We start from the raw sequence: 17,409 nt of genomic DNA, 5'->3' as shown, positions 1-17,409 counted from the left end.
GGGCAAGTGCCGAGTTTTACAAGGTGTGCTCGATTCAATGTGGGAAAGAGGCTTGCCCCCTCCCACAGTGTTAACCGCGTTTTTTCAGCAGGGTTTCGCTGGGCAGCTCTTTGAACAGGGCGCGGTAGCTGTTGGAAAACCGCCCCAGGTGCCAGAACGACCAATTCATCGCCACCTCGGCCACGGTAGTGTCGGCGCACGCCAACAACTCCCGCCGCGCGCCATTCAATCGGCGCAGGCGCAACCACTGCGCCGGGCTCAGGCCGGTGTAGGTTTTGAACCCTTGCTGCAATTGGCGCAACGGCACGCCAGCGATCTGCGCCAGCTCCAACAGGTTGACGGTTTCGTCCGGTGCATCCGCCGCCCATTCGCCGATGCGGGCCATCAACAGGCGCTCGGCGCCACGTTTTTGCAGCGAACTGCGGTCCAGGCACACGCAGGCGTTATCGAGGATGAACAGGCAGTCGTCGAGCAATTGCTGGGTGAGGGCGTCGCGGCTGGCCGGTTCGATCACGGCGGACAAGCGCGTGAGCGTGCCACTCAGCCACCGGGCAAACAGCGCGTTCTGCTGGCACGTCAGTGGCGCCATGAACAGGCCTTCAAGCCTGGCCATGTCCAGCCCGTGGCGCTGCACGAACTGCGGGCCGAACACCACCGCGGTCTCACGGTAGTTTTCCGGGGTGATCCAGGTATTGCGGCTTTCGCCATTGAGCAGGTACAGCGCGTTGTCGCTGCCGTCGAAACAGAACGCCAGCGAGCCGGGCGGGGCGTTGAAATGCTGCTCGACGCGGGTGTTCATGCTCTCTTCGTACACCTGCACGCCTTGCAGGTCGAGGTAGCGCACGCATCCGGCAAAATGCCCGGGAGACATCTGCTGGTACTGCTGCACCCAACCGGGTGTCGCCTGGCATTGAGCGGCCACATCGCCGGTGGCGAAGGCCTGTACGCGCAAAGCGGTTGCCTGTGTCATGGGTGGTCCGTGCGCACTCTATTGGTGCGTTGTGTGGCGTGCAAAGTGGATAGATGCCGTTTGAAGGCGGGCCCAAGATAGACCTCAATGCGCCGCCAGTACAAGCCTGTGCGGCATCCCACCCAAGACGAGGTCCTTATGAACGCCCCCTTCGATCAGCTTTCAATGTGGCTGAAAGAACACAAGATCACCGAAGTCGAGTGCGTGATCAGTGACTTGACTGGCATCGCACGCGGCAAGATTGCGCCCACCAACAAGTTCCTGCATGAGCGAGGCATGCGCCTGCCGGAAAGTGTGCTGCTGCAAACGGTGACCGGGGACTTTGTCGACGACGAGATCTACTACGACCTGCTTGACCCGGCCGATATCGACATGATCTGCCGCCCGGTGGCCAACGCCACGTACGTGGTGCCGTGGGCCATCGAACCCACCGCCATCGTGATCCACGACACCTTCGACAAGCAGGGCAACCCGATCGAACTGTCGCCGCGCAACGTGCTGAAAAAAGTCCTGCAGCTCTATACCGAGCAAGGCTGGCAGCCGATTGTCGCGCCGGAAATGGAGTTCTACCTGACCCAGCGCTGCGAAGACCCGGACCTGCCGCTGAAAACCCCGATTGGCCGCTCCGGCCGCGCCGAAACCGGGCGCCAGTCGTTCTCCATCGACGCCGCCAACGAATTCGACCCGCTGTTCGAAGATGTCTACGACTGGTGCGAAGCCCAGGGCCTGGACCTCGATACGCTGATCCACGAAGACGGCCCGGCGCAGATGGAAATCAACTTCCGTCACGGCGACGCACTGGACCTGGCCGACCAGATCACCGTGTTCAAGCGCACCCTGCGCGAAGCCGCGCTCAAGCACAACGTGGCCGCCACCTTCATGGCCAAACCGGTGGCCGACGAACCTGGCAGCGCCATGCACCTACACCAGAGCGTGGTCGATATCGCCACCGGCAAACCGGTGTTCGTCGACGCCGACGGCAAGATGAGCCAGTTGTTTTTGCATCACATCGGTGGCCTGCAGAAATACATTCCCAAACTACTGCCGATGTTCGCGCCCAACGTGAATTCGTTCCGGCGCTTTCTGCCGGACACCTCCGCACCGGTCAACGTCGAGTGGGGCGAAGAAAACCGCACCGTCGGCCTGCGTGTGCCCACCTCCAGCCCCGACGCGATGCGCGTGGAAAACCGCCTGCCGGGGGCCGATGCCAACCCGTACCTGGCAATTGCCGCGAGCCTGTTGTGCGGCTACCTGGGCATGATCGAGCAGATCGAACCCAGCGCGCCGGTGGAAGGGCGTGCTTATGAGCGTCGTAATTTGCGCCTGCCGTTCACCCTCGAAGACGCGCTGGCACGCATGGAGGACTGTGCCACGGTCAAGCAGTACCTGGGCGACAAGTTCGTGCGCGGCTACGTGGCGGTCAAACGTGCCGAACACGAAAACTTCAAGCGCGTGATCAGTTCCTGGGAGCGCGAATTCCTGCTGTTGAGTGTCTGACAACCATCGTAAAGAGGTGTGGATATGCGTGTTGTGAACAAGCTTCTCCCGCTGGCCCTGCTGGCGGCGTTCAGCAGTGCCGGCCAGGCTGCACCAACGGTCAGCGTCTACAACTGGACCGACTATATCGGCGAGACCACCCTGGCGGATTTCCAGGCCAGCACGGGCATCAAGGTGGTCTACGACGTGTTCGACTCCAACGAAACCCTGGAAGGCAAGTTGCTCGCGGGGCGTACCGGCTATGACGTGGTGGTGCCGTCCAACCACTTCCTGGCGCGCCAGGTGAAAGCCGGCGCGTTCCTCACGCTCGACCGTGCACAGTTGCCCAATTTCAAGAACCTCGACCCGAGGCTGCTCAAATTGCTCGAGCAGAACGACCCGGCCAACGCGCACTCGGTGCCGTACCTGTGGGGCACCAATGGCATCGGCTACAACGTCGACAAGGTCAAGCAAGTGCTGGGCATCGACCGCATCGATTCCTGGGCCGTGCTGTTCGAGCCGGACAACCTCAAGAAGCTGCACGAGTGTGGCGTGGCCTTCCTCGACTCGGCGGATGAGTTGTTTCCGGCGGTGCTCAACTACCTGGGCAAAGACCCGCGCAGCGAGAACGCCGCAGACTACAAACTCGCCGAGGCCAAGCTGCTGACGCTGCGGCCGTACATCACCTACTTCCATTCCTCCAAGTACATTTCGGACCTGGCCAACGGCAATATCTGCGTGGCGTTCGGTTATTCCGGCGATGTGTTCCAGGCGGCCAACCGCGCCAAGGAAGCCAAGAACGGCGTGAACATCGCCTATTCGATTCCCAAGGAAGGCTCCAACCTGTGGTTCGACCTGCTGGCGATCCCGGCCGACGCGAGCAACCCCAAACAAGCCCACGCCTTCATCAACTACCTGCTCGAGCCCGAGGTGATCGCCAAGGTCAGCGCCTCGGTGGGTTACGCCAACGCCAACCCGGCGGCCAAGCCGTTCATGGCGCCGGAACTGGTGAACGACCCCGAGGTGTACCCGCCCCAGGCCGTGCTCGACAAACTCTACATTTCCACCACGCCCACCCCGGCGACCATGCGCGTGATGACCCGTGCCTGGAGCAAAGTGAAGTCCAACCGATGATGCAGCCCAACGACCACGCCCCGTCCTATTACCGCGCATCGGCCCACGCGATGCCGGAGCGGGCGGCGCTGGATGCTGACCTGAGCGCCGACGTGTGTGTGATCGGCGGCGGTTTTACCGGGGTCAACACCGCCATCGAACTGGCCCAGCGTGGGCTCTCGGTGATCCTGCTCGAAGCGCGCCGCATTGGCTGGGGCGCCAGTGGGCGCAACGGCGGGCAGTTGATTCGCGGCATCGGCCATGATGTGTCGGGGTTTGCCAAGCATGTGGGCGAGGAGGGCGTGCGTTATCTGGAACGCGCCGGCATCGACTCAGTGGCACTGGTGGGCGAACGCATTCGCGCGCACGGCATCGACTGCGACCTGCGCTGGGGTTTTTGCGAACTGGCCAATACCCCGGCGCAATTCAATGCCTTCAAGGGCGAGCAGGAGCACCTGGCGGCGCTGGGATACGCCCACGAAACCCGGCTTGTCGGCCGGCAGGAGATGGCGCAGGTGGTGGACTCGACGGTGTACGCCGGAGGCTTGATCGACATGGGGTCCGGGCACCTGCATCCGCTCAACTTGGTGCTGGGCGAGGCGCGAGTGGCCGAGTCCCTCGGGGTGCGCATCTTCGAACAGACCCAGGTGCTGGAGTTGATCCACGGCGACACCGTGCAGGTGCGATGCGCCGGCGGCACGGTGCGTGCGGGCAGCCTGGTGCTGGCGTGCAATGCGCATCTGGAAGACCTGGAACCACGCCTGAGCGGTAAGGTGCTGCCGGCGGGCAGCTACATCATCACCACCGAACCGTTATCGGCGGCGATGGCCCATCAGTTGATCCCACAAAACCTGGCGCTGTGCGACCAGAAAGTCGGGCTGGACTACTACCGGCTGACCGCCGACCGCCGCCTGCTGTTCGGCGGCGCCTGCCATTACTCGGGGCGCGATCCCCAGGACATCGCCGCGTATATGCGGCCGAAGATGCTCAAGGTATTTCCCCAGTTGGCCAACACCCGGATCGAATTCCAGTGGGGCGGCAAGATCGGCATTACCGCCAACCGTTTCCCCCAGGTCGGGCGGCTCAGGCAGCACCCCAATGTGTTCTACGCCCAGGGCTATTCCGGCCATGGCCTGAACGTGACCCACTGGTGCGCGCGGTTGCTGGCCGAGGGCATTCACACCGGTGTCAGCCAGGGCCTGGACGTGTTCAGCCAGGTGCCGCACATGACCTTTCCAGGCGGCAAGGCGTTGCGCTCGCCGCTGCTGGCGTTGGGGATGTTGTGGTATCGGTTGCGAGAGATGCTCTGATTACACGGGTTCTGCCTGTGGCAGTGATCCAAATGTGGGAGGGGGCTTGCCCCCGATGAGGGGGTGTCAGTGAATGCATGTGTGACTGACCCACCGCTATCGGGGGCAAGCCCCCTCCCACATTTGAACTGCAGAGCATCAGTTAGAGAGTTGCAGGTTCAGTCAGCACTTTACGAAACGTCTCCACCAACGGCCGCAGGTTGATCCGGTGCCAGGCCGCCCATAGCGGGGTGGTGTAGCTCAGCCAGGGCAGTTCGCGCAGTACCACGCCCGGTGGTGCGTTGCGGCTCAGGCCTTTTTGCACCATTGCCACGCCCAGGCCGGAGGCCACCAGGCCCAGGGCGGTGAAGGGTTCGCTGGCTTCCATGGGGATCTGTGGGGTGAAGCCGGCCCGGATGCACGCGGCGACAAAGTCATCAGCCGGGTTGGCGCCGGGTTTGCGCTGCACGCCGATCCATTGTTGTTCGGCCAGGTGCTCGGGCAATAACGCGCGCTGTTGGGTCAGTGGATGATGCTCGGGCAAGGCCAGCAACATCGGGTCATCCAGCACCTGTTGGGCGGTCAGGTCCGGGTCGTCGGGTGATGGCGGTTCGCCCACAAGGGCCACGTCCAGGCTGCGTTGGCGCAGGCCTTCCAACTGTTCGAGGGAGGGCAGGTTATACAGCTTGATATGCACGTTGGGCCGGTCATCGCGCAACACGCGCAAGGCGTTGGGCAGCACACCGGCGTGCATGGCGTTCTCGATATAACCGATGCATAAACCGCCTTCTTCACCCCGACCCAGGCGCTTGCCCAGGGATTCCAGGCGGCTGGCGTGGGTCAGCAGCGCCCTGGTTTCGGCGAGAAAAGTCTGGCCGTCGCGGGTCAGGCGGATGCGTTGTTGGCTGCGTTCGAACAGCGTCAGGCCCAGGCGCTCTTCAAGTTGGGCGATCTGCCGGCTCAACGGTGACTGGGAGATGTGCAGGCGCTCGGCGGCGCGGCCGACGTGTTGCTCTTCGGCGACCACTTCGAAATAGCGCAGTTGGCGTAGATCAATCATGTAAGACCTATCGGGACTCAAGTTGGTCGCAGTATGTCTTGGACGGTCCGATCTAGGCAATCTAGGATCTGCTCAACGGTCATTGCGACCCACAACCGATTGAGGAACCACCATGAGCTTGAAAGACAAATTGCCCGGCGTATTGGGCTTTGGCACCGCACCGCTGGGCAATATGTTCCGCGCCATCCCTGAAGACGAAGCCCAGGCCACCGTCGAAGCTGCCTGGAATAATGGCGTACGTTATTTTGATACCGCACCGTTCTACGGGTCGGGGTTGTCGGAAATCCGCCTGGGCCACGCCTTGTCCCGCTACAACCGCGACGACTATGTGCTCAGCACCAAGGTCGGCCGGGTGATTCTCGACGAAGTCCAAGACAGTGCCCGTGACCTGGGCGAGAAAAGCGGTGTGTTCGAGCACGGGCGCCCGAACAAGATGCTCAATGATTACAGCGCCGATGCCACCTTGCGCTCGATCGAAGACAGCCTTGAGCGCCTGCAAACCGACCGTCTGGACATCGTGTGGGTGCACGACATTGCCCAGGATTTCTACGGCGACCAGTGGCTGGAATACTTCAACCAGGCGCGTACCGGTGCTTTCAAGGTGCTGACACGTTTGCGCGAGGAAGGCGTGATCAAGGCCTGGGGCCTGGGGGTGAACCGCGTCGAACCCTGCGAATTGACGCTGGACCTGGCCGAAGCCCAGCCCGACGGCTTTCTGCTGGCCGGCCGCTACACGCTGCTGGATCACGACCGTGCTTTGCAGCGCCTGATGGACGCGGCCCTCGCGCAGCACGTCGAGATCGTGGTCGGCGGCCCCTACAGCTCGGGCATTCTTGCGGGCGGTGCGCACTTTGAATACCAGCAGGCCAGCCCGGCGATCATCCGCAAGGTCGAGCAGATCAAGGCGATTGCCCAGGCGTTTGGCGTGAGCGTCAAGGCGGCTGCGCTACAGTTCTCCCTGGCACACCCAGCCGTGGCGGCGGTGATTCCTGGCGCCAGTCGTCCGGGGCGTATTGCCGAAGACGTGGCGGCGTTGTCAGAGCAGATTCCAGCAACCTTCTGGCAGGCGTTGCGCGATGCGCAATTGATTTCGCTGCGCGCACCTCTGCCGCTTTAACCTTAGGAGTTCAGAAACATGAAAATCGATGTGAGCGGCAAAGTAGCCATCGTCAGCGGCAGCACGGCCGGGATCGGTCTGGGCATCAGCCAGGCCCTGGCGCAGTCGGGCGCCACCGTGGTGGTGATCGGGCGTGACAGCGGCAAAGTCGACGCGGCCCTGGCCAGCATTCGCCAGACGGTGCCAGGCGCCGACCTGCGCGGGTTGGTGGCCGACCTGGGCACGGCCGAAGGCGCCGAAAAACTGTTCGCCGCCGAACCCCGCGCCGACATCCTGGTCAACAACCTGGGCATCTTCAATGATGTGGATTTCTTCGAGGCGCCGGACAGTGAATGGACGCGTTTCTATGAGGTCAACGTGATCTCCGGCGTGCGCCTGTCGCGGCATTACGTGCCGGGCATGGTCGAGCAGGGTTGGGGGCGGGTGATCTTTGTGTCGTCGGAATCCGGCGTGGCGACGCCGGCGGACATGATCAACTACGGCGTGACCAAAAGCGCCAATCTGGCGGTGTCCCATGGCCTGGCCAAGCGCCTGGCGGGTACCGGTGTGACGGTCAACGCGATCCTGCCGGGGCCGACGTTTACCGATGGCCTTGAGCACATGCTCAAGGACGCCACGCAACAATCCGGGCGCAGCGCGCGGGACGAGGCCGATGTGTTCGTGCGCAAGGCGCGGCCGACATCGATCATCCAGCGCGCGGCGAATGTGGATGAAGTGGCCAACCTGGTGGCGTACATTGCTTCACCGCTGTCATCCGCCACCACGGGCGCCGCGCTGCGGGTCGACGGTGGTGTGGTCGACAGCATGGCGATCTGATTTTTCAATGATCTGGAGTATTAATTGTGGCAACAGCGTCTTCTGTGATTGAAATCCCTGCGTCGGCTGACCAGGTCTGGAAACTGATCGGCGGCTTCAACAGCCTGCCTGACTGGCTGCCCTTTATCGCCCAAAGCGAGCCAGGCGACGGTGGCCGCGTGCGGCACCTGCACACCGCCGATGGCGGCCAGATCGTCGAGCGGTTGCAGACCTTCGACAACGTGGCGCGCACCTACAGCTACACGATTGAACAGTCGCCGTTTCCGGTGAGTGCTTATCTGGCGACCCTGCAGGTTGAGGCGTTGACCGATGCGTCGGCCAAAGTGACCTGGTCCGGGGTGTTCACCCCGGCGGAAGGCACCACGGATGCAGCGGTGGAGACGCTGTTTACCGGCGTGTACAGCGATGGCCTTGCGGCGTTGCGCGCCAATTTTCCTGGCTGACGCCTCTGTGGGAGCTGTCGAGCCCCAGCGAGGCTGCGAAAGCGGTGGTTCAGGCAACTAAATGTTGACTGTGCCGCCGCCATCGCAGCCTCGCTGGGGCTCGACAACTCCCACATTTGAGCGGCGTTGCTGGTGAGATTTGCGTTTGTCTTGATGGTGCCATCTGCCGCGCCAGCTCCCTGGCGATCGTGGTCTTGCCCGTGCCGGGCAGGCCGCTGAATACGATAAGCATGGTCCGTCTCCTCACTTCCACGGGTGTTAGAGTAGGGCTGTTTCGTTCGACTTAAGGACCGTCCATGACCTTGCCCTTCGTGAAGATGCACGCCCACGGCGACGACTTCATCATCATCGATCGCCGTGGCCAGGATAACCCGATCACGCCGCAGATCGCCCGGCGCCTGGGCGATCGACACACCGGTATCGGTTTCAATCAACTGGCGGTGGTCCTCGACTGTGACGACGCCGCCGCCCGCATTCAGTTCTGGAACCCCGATGGCACGCCGCTGCAAACCTGTGGCAGCGCGACACGAGGGGTGGCCGACCGCCTGATGCACGAGGCCGGCACCCAGGCGGTGCTGCTGCGTACCGACCGCGGCTTGCTCACCTGCGTGCGCGTCGGTGGGCAGCGGGTGTCGGTGGACATGGGCGAACCTTCGCTGGACTGGGAGGCGGTGCCGCTGGCCCGAGCGGTGGACACCCGCGCGCTGCCCATCGATGGCGCGCCGGCCGCCTGTGGCATGGGCAATCCGCACTGTACGTTTTTTGTCGAAGACATCGCCGCGGTCGACGTCCAAGCCATGGGGCCAGCCCTGGAGTATCACCCGCTGTTCCCAGCCAGGACCAATGTGCATTTTGTGCAAGTGCTCGAGCGTAACCGTATCCGCCTGCGGATCTGGGAGCGTGGCGGTGGCGTGCCGTTGGGCTCCGGCTCGTGTTGCTGCGCGGCAGTGGTCAATGGTGTGCGACGCGGGTTGCTGGATGACAAGGTGGAGGTCGAGTGCGACGGCGGCACGCTGACGGTGCAGTGGGACGGGCAGGGCGGGGTGGTACTGACGGGCAGCGTGGAGCCGATCATGCAGGGCGCGGCGTACCTGCCTGGAACTTCACGCTGAAGGTGGTGCCCTGCGTTGCGCAGGAGTTCACGGCCACATCGCCGCCGTGCACCCTGGCCAGTTCGCGCACGATATACAGGCCCAGGCCCACGCTGCGGACATCGCTGCCCTGATGGGCGCCGCGGGTCATGGGTTCGAACAGCCCGGCCAGCAATGCCTCGGGAATCGCCGCGCCGTAGTTGTGTACCGAGATTTCACTGCCGTCGTTGCCCAGGCGTGACGCAATGGTAATCGGCTGCTGCAGGTCGCCATAGGCCACGCTGTTGGCAACCAGATTGCCGATGATCTGTTGCACCCGGTCGGCATCCAGGCAAGCGTCGCCATGGCCCTGGGCGTGATGCACCAGCGTGGCCCTCGGGAAGGCCACCCGCAGTTCGTCCACGGCGCGATCAATCACACTGTGCAAGTCCACTGGCTGGGCTCTGATGGTGATGCCCTGGCCGACCCGGGCCTGGGTGAAGTCCAGCAGGTCGGCGATCATGCGATGGGCGCGCTCGGATGATTGGCCGATATGCCCGAGCAACTGATGCTCCTTGGGCGTGTGCTCGCCGCGTCGAAGGAAGTCCGACGCCATGCGGATCGCGGTCAGCGGGTTTTTCAAGTCGTGGCTGACAATCGCCACCATCTGTTCGGCGAACAACGCGCGTTGCTGGGCAATGGCGTAGGCCTCGCTCAGTTCGGCCTGGGCCTGATGCAGCGCCCGTTCGGTGGCGGTTTTTTCCTGTAGCAGCGCTTCGGCCAGCTTGCGTGCGTTGAGCAGTTCGCGCTCGTACTTGTCGCGGTCGGTGGTGCCGAACAGCGCCAGGTCGTACACCACGCCATCGGCCAGCTGACGCTGATTGGCGTTGAGCAGCACGGTGACTTTGTGCCCGTCACGATGGCGGATGTCGAGCTTCACCTCAGTGACGCTGCCATGCATGCGCAGCATGGGCGCCAGATGGGTCTGGTAAAAAATCCGCCCGCCCATGGTCAGCAGGTCTTGAAAGCGTTGCCCGTGTAGCTCGACTGCGCTGAGCCCGAGCCAGTCGCTCAAGCGCTGGTTGGTGTGCACGATCGTACCGTCTTCACGGGTCACCGCCAGGGCGCAGGCGGCGTTGTCGAACAGCGACTCAGCCGGCATCGACAGCGGTCCATGGCGCCAGGAACCGATCCATCGCCGCCGCACATGCCTGCGGCGCACTCATGTGTGGACAATGGCCGATGTTATCCACTAACTGATAACTGCTGTTGGGCAGCACGGTATGCAGGTATTCGCCGACGGCCACGGGGGCGATCAAGTCGTCGCTCGACTGCAGGATCAGTACGGGGGTGGTCAGGCCGATCACGTCGGCGCGGTTGTCCGAGAGAAAGGTCACCCGGGCAAATTGCCTGGCAATGTCGGGTTCGGTGCGGCAGAAGCTTTCCGTCAGTTCGCTGCTCAGTTCTGGTTGCCCTGGAGCGCCCATGATCACCGGGGCCATGCTGCTGGACCAGCCGAGGTAGTTGCTGTCGAGGGTGTCGAGCAGGTCTTCGATGTCGTCGCGCTTGAAGCCGCCGACATAGCTCTGGGTGTCGATATAGCGCGGCGAAGGGCCAATCATCACGTGCGCCGCGACCCGCCCAGGCGCGAAGCGGTCGGCAAGGGCGCCGATCATTGCGCTGACCGAGTGCCCCACCAGAATCACCGGGCCTTCGGCGTAGGCGTCGATCAGCTCGTTGAGGTCGTGGGCATAGCCTTCCAGCGTGCTGTACTTGGCTTTGTCGTAGGCGCCAAGGTCCGAGAGGCCGGCGCCCACCAGGTCATACAGCACCACGCGAAAACGCTCGAGAAAGTGCGGCGCCAGGTAGTTCCACATCGCCTGGTTGCAGCCAAAGCCATGGGAAAACACCAGGGTAGAGGAGCCGTTGCCCATCACACTGACGTTATTGCGGTGACGTAGATCCATGGCGTTCTCGTAGATGGCTTATTGCTATGCGACGTAGCGGCAGTTTAGACAGTCGCCGGCCCTGGGTCACGCGTTTGCGCATAGATAAGGTAGAGTCGGCGCCTTCAGGAAGAAACTTCAGGTAACAATACATCATGGTGATTCTACGCCAATCCGTCTTGAGCTTGCTGGCGCTGCTGTTTGCCAGTCTGTTGAGCATCGCCCAGGCCGACACGTCGCCCATCGGCGTTGCACTTGACCAACGGGTCATCGACCTGACCAACACCCTCGATTCAAACACCACCTCGCGCCTCAAGCAGCAACTGGCCGACCTTGAACAGCGCAAAGGCGCCCAGGTTGCCGTATTGCTGGTGCCCAGCACGGGCGACGTCAGCATCGAAGACTATGCCAACCAACTGTTCCGCGCCTGGAAGCTGGGGCGCAAGGACGTCGACGACGGCATCCTGCTGGTGGTGGCCAAGAACGATCACACCGTGCGCATCGAGGTGGGTTACGGCCTGGAAGGCACGGTCACCGACCTGCTGGCCCATCGCATCATTGAAGAACGCATCACGCCGGCGTTTCGTCAGGGCGACTTCGCCGGTGGGGTTCAACAAGGGGTCGACGCACTGACCGTACTGGTGGACGGCGGCGACCTGCCCCAGGTGGCCGGGCCGGGAATCAATCCGCAATTTTTCGCGTTGCTGGCGGCGTTTGTCCTCGGCGGGCTCGGCGGCGTGTTGCTCGCTGCCGGCAAGTTGCACTGGCGCAAGGCAGTTATCGTCGTGGTGGCGGCTACGCTGTTGCTGACGCTGCTGGCGGGCGGGCGGGAATGGCCGATGTTTCTGTTCGTCATGCCGCTGACCCTGCTGATTGGCGGCGCCCTGTTCGGCGCCTTGTGGCAGGTACGCGCGCTCTTCTACTGCGTGATCGGGCTGCTGGCTTACATCCTCGGGTTGGTGGTGGCAGACCGGTATGTGGACGTCAGTTTTACCCATTGGCTGGCGTGGCCACTGGGTGTGTTGGCTGTACTGGGTTTGTACCTGGTGCTGCTGCTGATCATGAGGCACACCTGGAGAACCAGCCGCACCGGTTTTGTCCTGCGGCTGCTGGCGGCGGTCGCCGTCTACGGGGTGGCCGGGTGGCTGCTGGATGATGGTCGCAACGGTTGGCTGCTAGCGTTTCCTATCGCGTCGTTTGTGGCGTTGCTTATTTTCGGCAAGGTCGGTGAGGGTTCGGGGTCAGGGTCTGATAGTGGGTCCGGTTCGGGCTCCAGCAGCTCCAGTTCCAGCAGCAGCTCGTCCGGTGGCGGGGGTTCCAGTGGCGGCGGCGGGGCGTCGGGGAGTTGGTAGCACGCGCCGCTGCGGTTGCGGTCAGGTCTGCCTGATGTATGAAGGTTCAATGTGGGAGGGGGCTTGCTCCCGATAGCGGTGGAACAGTCACTGATGTGTTGAATGATCTGCCGCCACCGGGAGCAAGCCCCCTCCCACAGTTTGATAGCGCTCGGCTCTGGGGCTCTTGAAAACAAGAAACCCGCCAGAGCGGGTTTCTTCAGGTCAATCACGGTAAACACATCCGCCACATCCTGGTATCAGACCCCGCCCACCAATTTCCCTCCGTCCATCCGGCGCTTGTACGCACTGTCCCGACTCGCCAGCCAGAAGTACAGCGGCGACGTCACCACCAACCCCACCACCCAGGACAAATCCGCCCCGTTGATGTGTTCCGAAATCGGCCCCACGTACAGCGGCGTGTTCATGAACGGAATCTGCACCGCGATGCCCACCGCGTAGGCCAGCAGCGCCTGGGGGTTGTACTTGCCGTAGATCCCGCCATCCACGCGAAAGATCGAAGCGATGTCGTATTGGCCTTTATGGATCGCATAGAAGTCGATCAGGTTGATCGCCGTCCATGGCACCAGGACCACCAGCAACACCAGCACCATGTCGACGAAGTGGCCGATAAAGTCCTTGGAGGCAAACACCGCCGCAATCGAACAGGCGGCCAGCACGATGATGGAGATCACCGCGCGGCTTTTCGCCGTGGGGATCCAGCGGTAGGCGAAGGTTTGTACCAGGGTGATGATCGACAGCACCGCGCCGTACAGGTTGAGGGCGTTGTGGCTGATCACGCTGAGCAGGAACAGCACCAGCATCAGCGGGCCGATGGCGCCGGTGGCGAGCTTGACGGCGTCCATGGTGTCCATGCCTACCGGCGTGGCGAGCACGGCGACGGCGCCGAAGATGAAGGCCAGGCTCGAACCCAGTGCCGAGCCCAGGTAGGTGGTCCAGAAGGTGGCGGCGACAGGTACATCGGCCGGCAGGTAGCGCGAGTAATCCGAGACGTACGGCGCAAAGGCGATCTGCCACAGCGCAGCCAGGGAAACGGTGGCCAGCCAGCCGGAAATATTGAAGCTGCCGCGGGTCAGGAAGTCGGTGGTCTGCACGTGGGTGAAAATGTAGCCGAAGCCCAGCACGATGCCGGCGCCGAGTACCCAGGTGCCGATGCGGTTGAGCACGTGGATGAAGCGATAGCCGATGATGCCGATGATGCCGGAACCGATGGCACCCACCACGATGCCGACGGGCACCGGTACCGCATCGACCACGCCATGCAGCGATTTACCGGCCAGCACGATGTTGGAGGCGAAGAAACCGATGTACATCACACCGGCAATCACCACCACCAGCAGCGCGCCGAGGGAGCCAAACTGCGCGCGGCTCTGGATCATTTGCGGAATGCCCATCTGCGGGCCTTGCGCTGAGTGCAGGGCCATCAACACGCCGCCGACCAGGTGGCCAACGAGGATGGCGACGATGCCCCACACCAGGTTGAGGTGAAACAACTGCACCCCCAATGCGCCCGTCACGATCGGCAACGGCGCGATGTTGCCGCCGAACCACAGGGTGAACAGGTCTCTTACCTTTCCATGGCGATCTTCCGGGGGCACGTATCCAATCGTGTGTTTTTCGATGAGCGGGGCGGAGGATGTTGCAGTGGTGACCATGACGAGCTCCAAGGCAAGATGAGTACGTTGACGTACTTCGCTGTGCGCAGCCAGGGCGGCGCTTTGTTGTTGGAGTGATCATCTGCAATGGACACGGGCAGGTAAATTAGTAAGTTTGTTGCTATAGACCTTAAAAAAAGTATCTCGCGGCGATTTTTGCTCCGGTATGTTGCATGGGCTGGAATCGATGAAAAAAGCCGGCCTTTCTTGCACATGTTTGGGGCAAAAGCCCCTGTTTTTTGGAGGCCGTGATGGCTGCCTACAACCTGCGCCAACTCAGATATTTCGTCACCACCGCCGAGTGCGGCAGCGTCGCCGAGGCGTCGCGCAAGCTGTATATCGCCCAGCCGTCGGTTTCCACTGCCATCAAGCAGCTGGAAGACAGTTTTGGGGTGCAGCTGTTTATCCGCCACCACGCCCAGGGCGTGTCGCTGACCCCCAGCGGCGCGCGGTTTTATCGCAAGGCGCTGGAGCTGTTGCGGGTAGCCCACGAGTTCGAGCAGAACGCCTTGGCGGATAATGATGTGGTGGCCGGGCAAATCGATATCGGCTGCTTTGAAACCGTGGCGCCACTGTACCTGCCGCGCCTGATCGCCGGCTTCAAGGCGCGCTGGCCAGGGGTGGAAATCCGCATTCGCGACGGCGAGCAGCAAGAGCTGGTGCAGGCGCTGACGGCGGGCACCATCGATGTGGCGATGCTGTTCGAGCACGACCTGGGCGGCTCCATCGAGACCACGCCGTTGATGCCGCCGCAGCAGCCGTATGCGTTGCTGCCGGCGGACCACCGTTTCGCATGCCAGGCCAGGGTGTCGTTGGCCGACCTGGTGCTGGAACCGATGATTTTGCTGGACGTGCTGCCGAGCCGGACCTACTTCGTGAGCATCTTTGAGGAGCGTGGCTTGACGCCGAATATCGTGTTCAGCTCGCCCTCGATCGAGATGGTGCGGGGCATGGTGGGGCGCGGGTTCGGCTTTTCGATCCTGGTGACCAAGCCGTTCAGCGAGTACACCTATGACGGGCAGAAAGTGGTGTGTATTCCGCTGGCGGAAACGGTCACCGGCTCCGGCTTGTCGGCGGTGTGGCTCAAGCGCGCACCGCTGACCAAGCCGGTGCAGCTGTTCGTGGATTACTGCCGCGAAGAACTGGCTCGATTACTGGCCTGATTACGGGGCCAATGTGGGAGGGGGCTTGCTCCCGATTGCGGTGGTTCAGCCAATACATAAGTTGACTGATACACCGCAATCGGGAGCAAGCCCCCTCCCACATTTCATTTGTGGTGTGTTCAGAGGCGGATGGAATCCAGCATCCGCCGCAGCATTGCATCGCAGCCGGCCAGCTGTTCCAGGCTCACAAACTCATCCGGCTTGTGCCCCTGGTCCATGCTGCCCGGGCCGCACACCACGGTGGGAATGCCCACGGCATCGAACAGCCCACCCTCCGTGCCAAACGCCACGGTGCCAAACTCGCGGGACCCGCAAAACGCCGCGATCAATTCGGCGGCCTGGCTGCGTTTATCGGTGACCAACCCCGGATAGGCCGACAGTTCGGTGAACCGAATCGAACTCTGCCTGCTCACGGCCTGCATGCGTGGCAGTACTTCGTGCAGAGCGTAGGCTTGCAGTGCTTCGGCCACTTCACCCGGATCCATCGTCGGCAGGGCACGTACTTCAAAATCAAACTGGCAGTCGGCTGGCACGATATTCAGCGCCTTGCCGCCGCTGATCAGCCCGGTTTGCACGGTGCTGAAAGGTGGGTCGAAGCGCGGGTCCTGGTGTGCACGCAGCCTTTGGCCGATGCGTCCCAGTTCGCCGATCAACTCGGCGGCATGCTCAATCGCATTCACCCCGGACGGCGCATACGCCGAATGGCAGGCCTCGCCATGCACATCGCAGCGCATCGCTAGCTTGCCCTTGTGGCCGAGCACCGGTTTGAGCGCGGTCGGCTCGCCGATGATGCACAGCATCGGTTTCACCGGGCGTTGCGCCAACAGACTGAGCAGCGAGCGTACACCGAGGCAGCCGACTTCTTCGTCGTAGGACAGCGCGATGTGTACCGGCAGGCGCAACGACGCCTTGACCAGCTCCGGCACCAGCGCCAGCACGCAGGCGATGTAGCCCTTCATGTCGGCGGTGCCACGGCCATACAACTTGCCGTCACGCTCGGTCAGTTGAAACGGCGGCAGCGTCCACGGTTGCCCATCCACCGGCACCACATCGGTATGCCCCGACAACACGATGCCCGGCAACTCTACCGGGCCGATGCTGGCAAACAGATTGGCCTTGCTGCGCGCCTCGTTGTAGACCAGCTCGCAGGTGACGTCGAAGCCCGCCAGGTACTCGCGCACGAACTCGATCAACTGCAGGTTGGATTCGCGACTGGTGGTGTCGAACCCCACCAGCGTCTGCAGCAATCGGCGGCTGTGGCTCATCGGTCGTCTCCGGCCACGCCGTAGCCTGGGGAACGATCGGGAGCCAGGGCGCGGTCGATGTAGTCCTGCACTTGCGGGCGGTAGGCGTCCCACAGCGTTTGCAGCTGGCTAATCGGCGCTTCATCGGCCCAGTCCACGCGCAGGTTGATGATCGGCCAGGTCAAGTCGCCCACCACCACCAGCGCGGCGGAATGCACCGGGCCGGCTTCGCCACCGGCGGCGATGGCGGCATGCATCGCCGCCAGCAGGCGGTCCGCCAACTGGCCTTCGCCGTGTTCGAAGGCACTGACCATCGCCTTGATCACCCCTCGGTCAGCGAGCATATTGCCGGCTGCCACGCATTGCTCGCCCGACACCGCATTGTGGGTGCCCAGGGTTTCGCTGCCGCTGAAATGCACGCTGCGGCCCAGGTGGTCGATCGCGGTCAGTTGCCGGTATTGGCTGTAGCCGTTGCGGGTCAAGGCGTTGTCGATGGCCTCGGCCGGCGTGAGGCCTTGCTCCAGCAGGTCGAGCACGTCCGGGCCAAGGGCCGGCAGCGTGATGTTCTGGGTGGACACCGCACCCACACCCGGGCGCAACCATGGGCAGCGGGCGCCCACGGCGATGCTCGATGAGCTGATGGCGATGCCCAGTTGGCCGGTGTCGGCGCAGCGACCGACGATTGAAAAAGTCAT

16 protein-coding genes and 1 pseudogene are annotated in these 17,409 nt (G+C 62.9%); 9 read left to right on the top strand and 8 right to left on the bottom strand.

The window, feature by feature from the left end; all coding sequences use genetic code 11:
* Positions 1-70 precede the first annotated feature (70 nt).
* Positions 71-970 (bottom strand): helix-turn-helix domain-containing protein, encoded by a 900-nt coding sequence (locus tag QF045_RS17765; RefSeq protein WP_306493376.1) that lies wholly within the window; start codon positions 968-970, stop codon positions 71-73.
* 138 nt (positions 971-1,108) lie between these two features.
* Here QF045_RS17765 and QF045_RS17760 point away from each other — a divergent pair, with 138 nt between their 5' ends.
* The 3 genes from QF045_RS17760 to QF045_RS17750 are packed head-to-tail and all read left to right on the top strand — an operon-like array spanning position 1,109 to position 4,869.
* Positions 1,109-2,467, top strand: a complete 1,359-nt coding sequence (locus tag QF045_RS17760; protein WP_306493375.1) for a glutamine synthetase family protein — start codon at positions 1,109-1,111, stop codon at positions 2,465-2,467.
* A gap of 24 nt (positions 2,468-2,491) precedes the next feature.
* Positions 2,492-3,580: a polyamine ABC transporter substrate-binding protein gene (locus tag QF045_RS17755; RefSeq protein WP_306493374.1), complete on the top strand. Its 1,089-nt coding sequence runs from the start codon at positions 2,492-2,494 to the stop codon at positions 3,578-3,580.
* Complete coding sequence (locus tag QF045_RS17750) at positions 3,577-4,869, top strand: FAD-binding oxidoreductase (RefSeq protein ID WP_306493373.1); 1,293 nt, start codon at positions 3,577-3,579, stop codon at positions 4,867-4,869. Before QF045_RS17755 ends, QF045_RS17750 begins: the two co-directional genes overlap by 4 nt.
* Before the next feature lie 142 nt (positions 4,870-5,011).
* On the opposite strand, the gene QF045_RS17745 is transcribed toward QF045_RS17750, so the two are convergent.
* The gene (locus QF045_RS17745; RefSeq protein ID WP_306493372.1) at positions 5,012-5,908 is read right to left on the bottom strand and encodes a LysR substrate-binding domain-containing protein; all 897 of its coding nucleotides are present in this window, start codon (positions 5,906-5,908) and stop codon (positions 5,012-5,014) included.
* Between the two features lie 112 nt (positions 5,909-6,020).
* Here QF045_RS17745 and QF045_RS17740 point away from each other — a divergent pair, with 112 nt between their 5' ends.
* From QF045_RS17740 to QF045_RS17730, 3 genes are read left to right on the top strand one after another with little or no spacing between them, the layout of a single operon-like run.
* A complete protein-coding gene (locus QF045_RS17740; protein ID WP_306493371.1) occupies positions 6,021-7,025 on the top strand; it encodes an aldo/keto reductase in 1,005 nt (334 codons plus the stop codon).
* A gap of 18 nt (positions 7,026-7,043) precedes the next feature.
* Positions 7,044-7,841 (top strand): SDR family NAD(P)-dependent oxidoreductase, encoded by a 798-nt coding sequence (locus QF045_RS17735; RefSeq protein ID WP_306493370.1) that lies wholly within the window; start codon positions 7,044-7,046, stop codon positions 7,839-7,841.
* Between the two features lie 26 nt (positions 7,842-7,867).
* On the top strand, positions 7,868-8,284 hold the full coding sequence (locus tag QF045_RS17730; RefSeq protein ID WP_306493369.1) for an SRPBCC family protein: 417 nt from the start codon (positions 7,868-7,870) through the stop codon (positions 8,282-8,284).
* Between the two features lie 160 nt (positions 8,285-8,444).
* On the opposite strand, the pseudogene QF045_RS17725 reads toward QF045_RS17730, so the two are convergent.
* A pseudogene (locus QF045_RS17725) lies at positions 8,445-8,516 on the bottom strand (AAA family ATPase); the annotation flags it as partial.
* A gap of 64 nt (positions 8,517-8,580) precedes the next feature.
* Here QF045_RS17725 and dapF point away from each other — a divergent pair.
* Positions 8,581-9,396 carry a diaminopimelate epimerase gene (dapF, locus tag QF045_RS17720; protein ID WP_306493368.1) on the top strand — a complete coding sequence of 272 codons (816 nt, stop codon included), beginning with the start codon at positions 8,581-8,583 and terminating at the stop codon, positions 9,394-9,396.
* Here the strand turns inward: dapF and QF045_RS17715 are convergent.
* Positions 9,356-10,516, bottom strand: a complete 1,161-nt coding sequence (locus QF045_RS17715; protein ID WP_306493367.1) for a PAS domain-containing sensor histidine kinase — start codon at positions 10,514-10,516, stop codon at positions 9,356-9,358. The genes dapF and QF045_RS17715 overlap by 41 nt on opposite strands.
* Complete coding sequence (locus QF045_RS17710) at positions 10,506-11,321, bottom strand: alpha/beta fold hydrolase (protein ID WP_306493366.1); 816 nt, start codon at positions 11,319-11,321, stop codon at positions 10,506-10,508. The genes QF045_RS17715 and QF045_RS17710 overlap by 11 nt, the downstream gene beginning before the upstream one ends.
* A gap of 131 nt (positions 11,322-11,452) precedes the next feature.
* Between QF045_RS17710 and QF045_RS17705 the strand changes: the two genes are divergently transcribed.
* Positions 11,453-12,652 carry a YgcG family protein gene (locus QF045_RS17705; RefSeq protein ID WP_306494917.1) on the top strand — a complete coding sequence of 400 codons (1,200 nt, stop codon included), beginning with the start codon at positions 11,453-11,455 and terminating at the stop codon, positions 12,650-12,652.
* 239 nt (positions 12,653-12,891) lie between these two features.
* On the opposite strand, the gene QF045_RS17700 is transcribed toward QF045_RS17705, so the two are convergent.
* Positions 12,892-14,307, bottom strand: coding sequence for a cytosine permease (locus QF045_RS17700; protein ID WP_306493365.1), 1,416 nt, complete (start codon positions 14,305-14,307; stop codon positions 12,892-12,894).
* Between the two features lie 251 nt (positions 14,308-14,558).
* Here QF045_RS17700 and QF045_RS17695 point away from each other — a divergent pair, with 251 nt between their 5' ends.
* Positions 14,559-15,470 carry a LysR substrate-binding domain-containing protein gene (locus tag QF045_RS17695; RefSeq protein WP_306493364.1) on the top strand — a complete coding sequence of 304 codons (912 nt, stop codon included), beginning with the start codon at positions 14,559-14,561 and terminating at the stop codon, positions 15,468-15,470.
* Positions 15,471-15,589: 119 nt separating this feature from the next.
* Here QF045_RS17695 and argE read toward each other — a convergent pair whose 3' ends face one another.
* Positions 15,590-16,735 carry an acetylornithine deacetylase gene (gene argE, locus QF045_RS17690; protein WP_306493362.1) on the bottom strand — a complete coding sequence of 382 codons (1,146 nt, stop codon included), beginning with the start codon at positions 16,733-16,735 and terminating at the stop codon, positions 15,590-15,592.
* Positions 16,732-17,409, bottom strand: a complete 678-nt coding sequence (locus tag QF045_RS17685) for a DUF1028 domain-containing protein (protein ID WP_306493361.1) — start codon at positions 17,407-17,409, stop codon at positions 16,732-16,734. The genes argE and QF045_RS17685 overlap by 4 nt, the downstream gene beginning before the upstream one ends.

It is taken from the genome of Pseudomonas sp. W4I3 (assembly GCF_030816195.1).
In the GTDB taxonomy this organism is placed as follows: Bacteria; Pseudomonadota; Gammaproteobacteria; order Pseudomonadales; family Pseudomonadaceae; genus Aquipseudomonas.
Note: the sequence above shows the minus strand (reverse complement) of the source record. Positions and strands in the feature narration are given on the sequence as shown.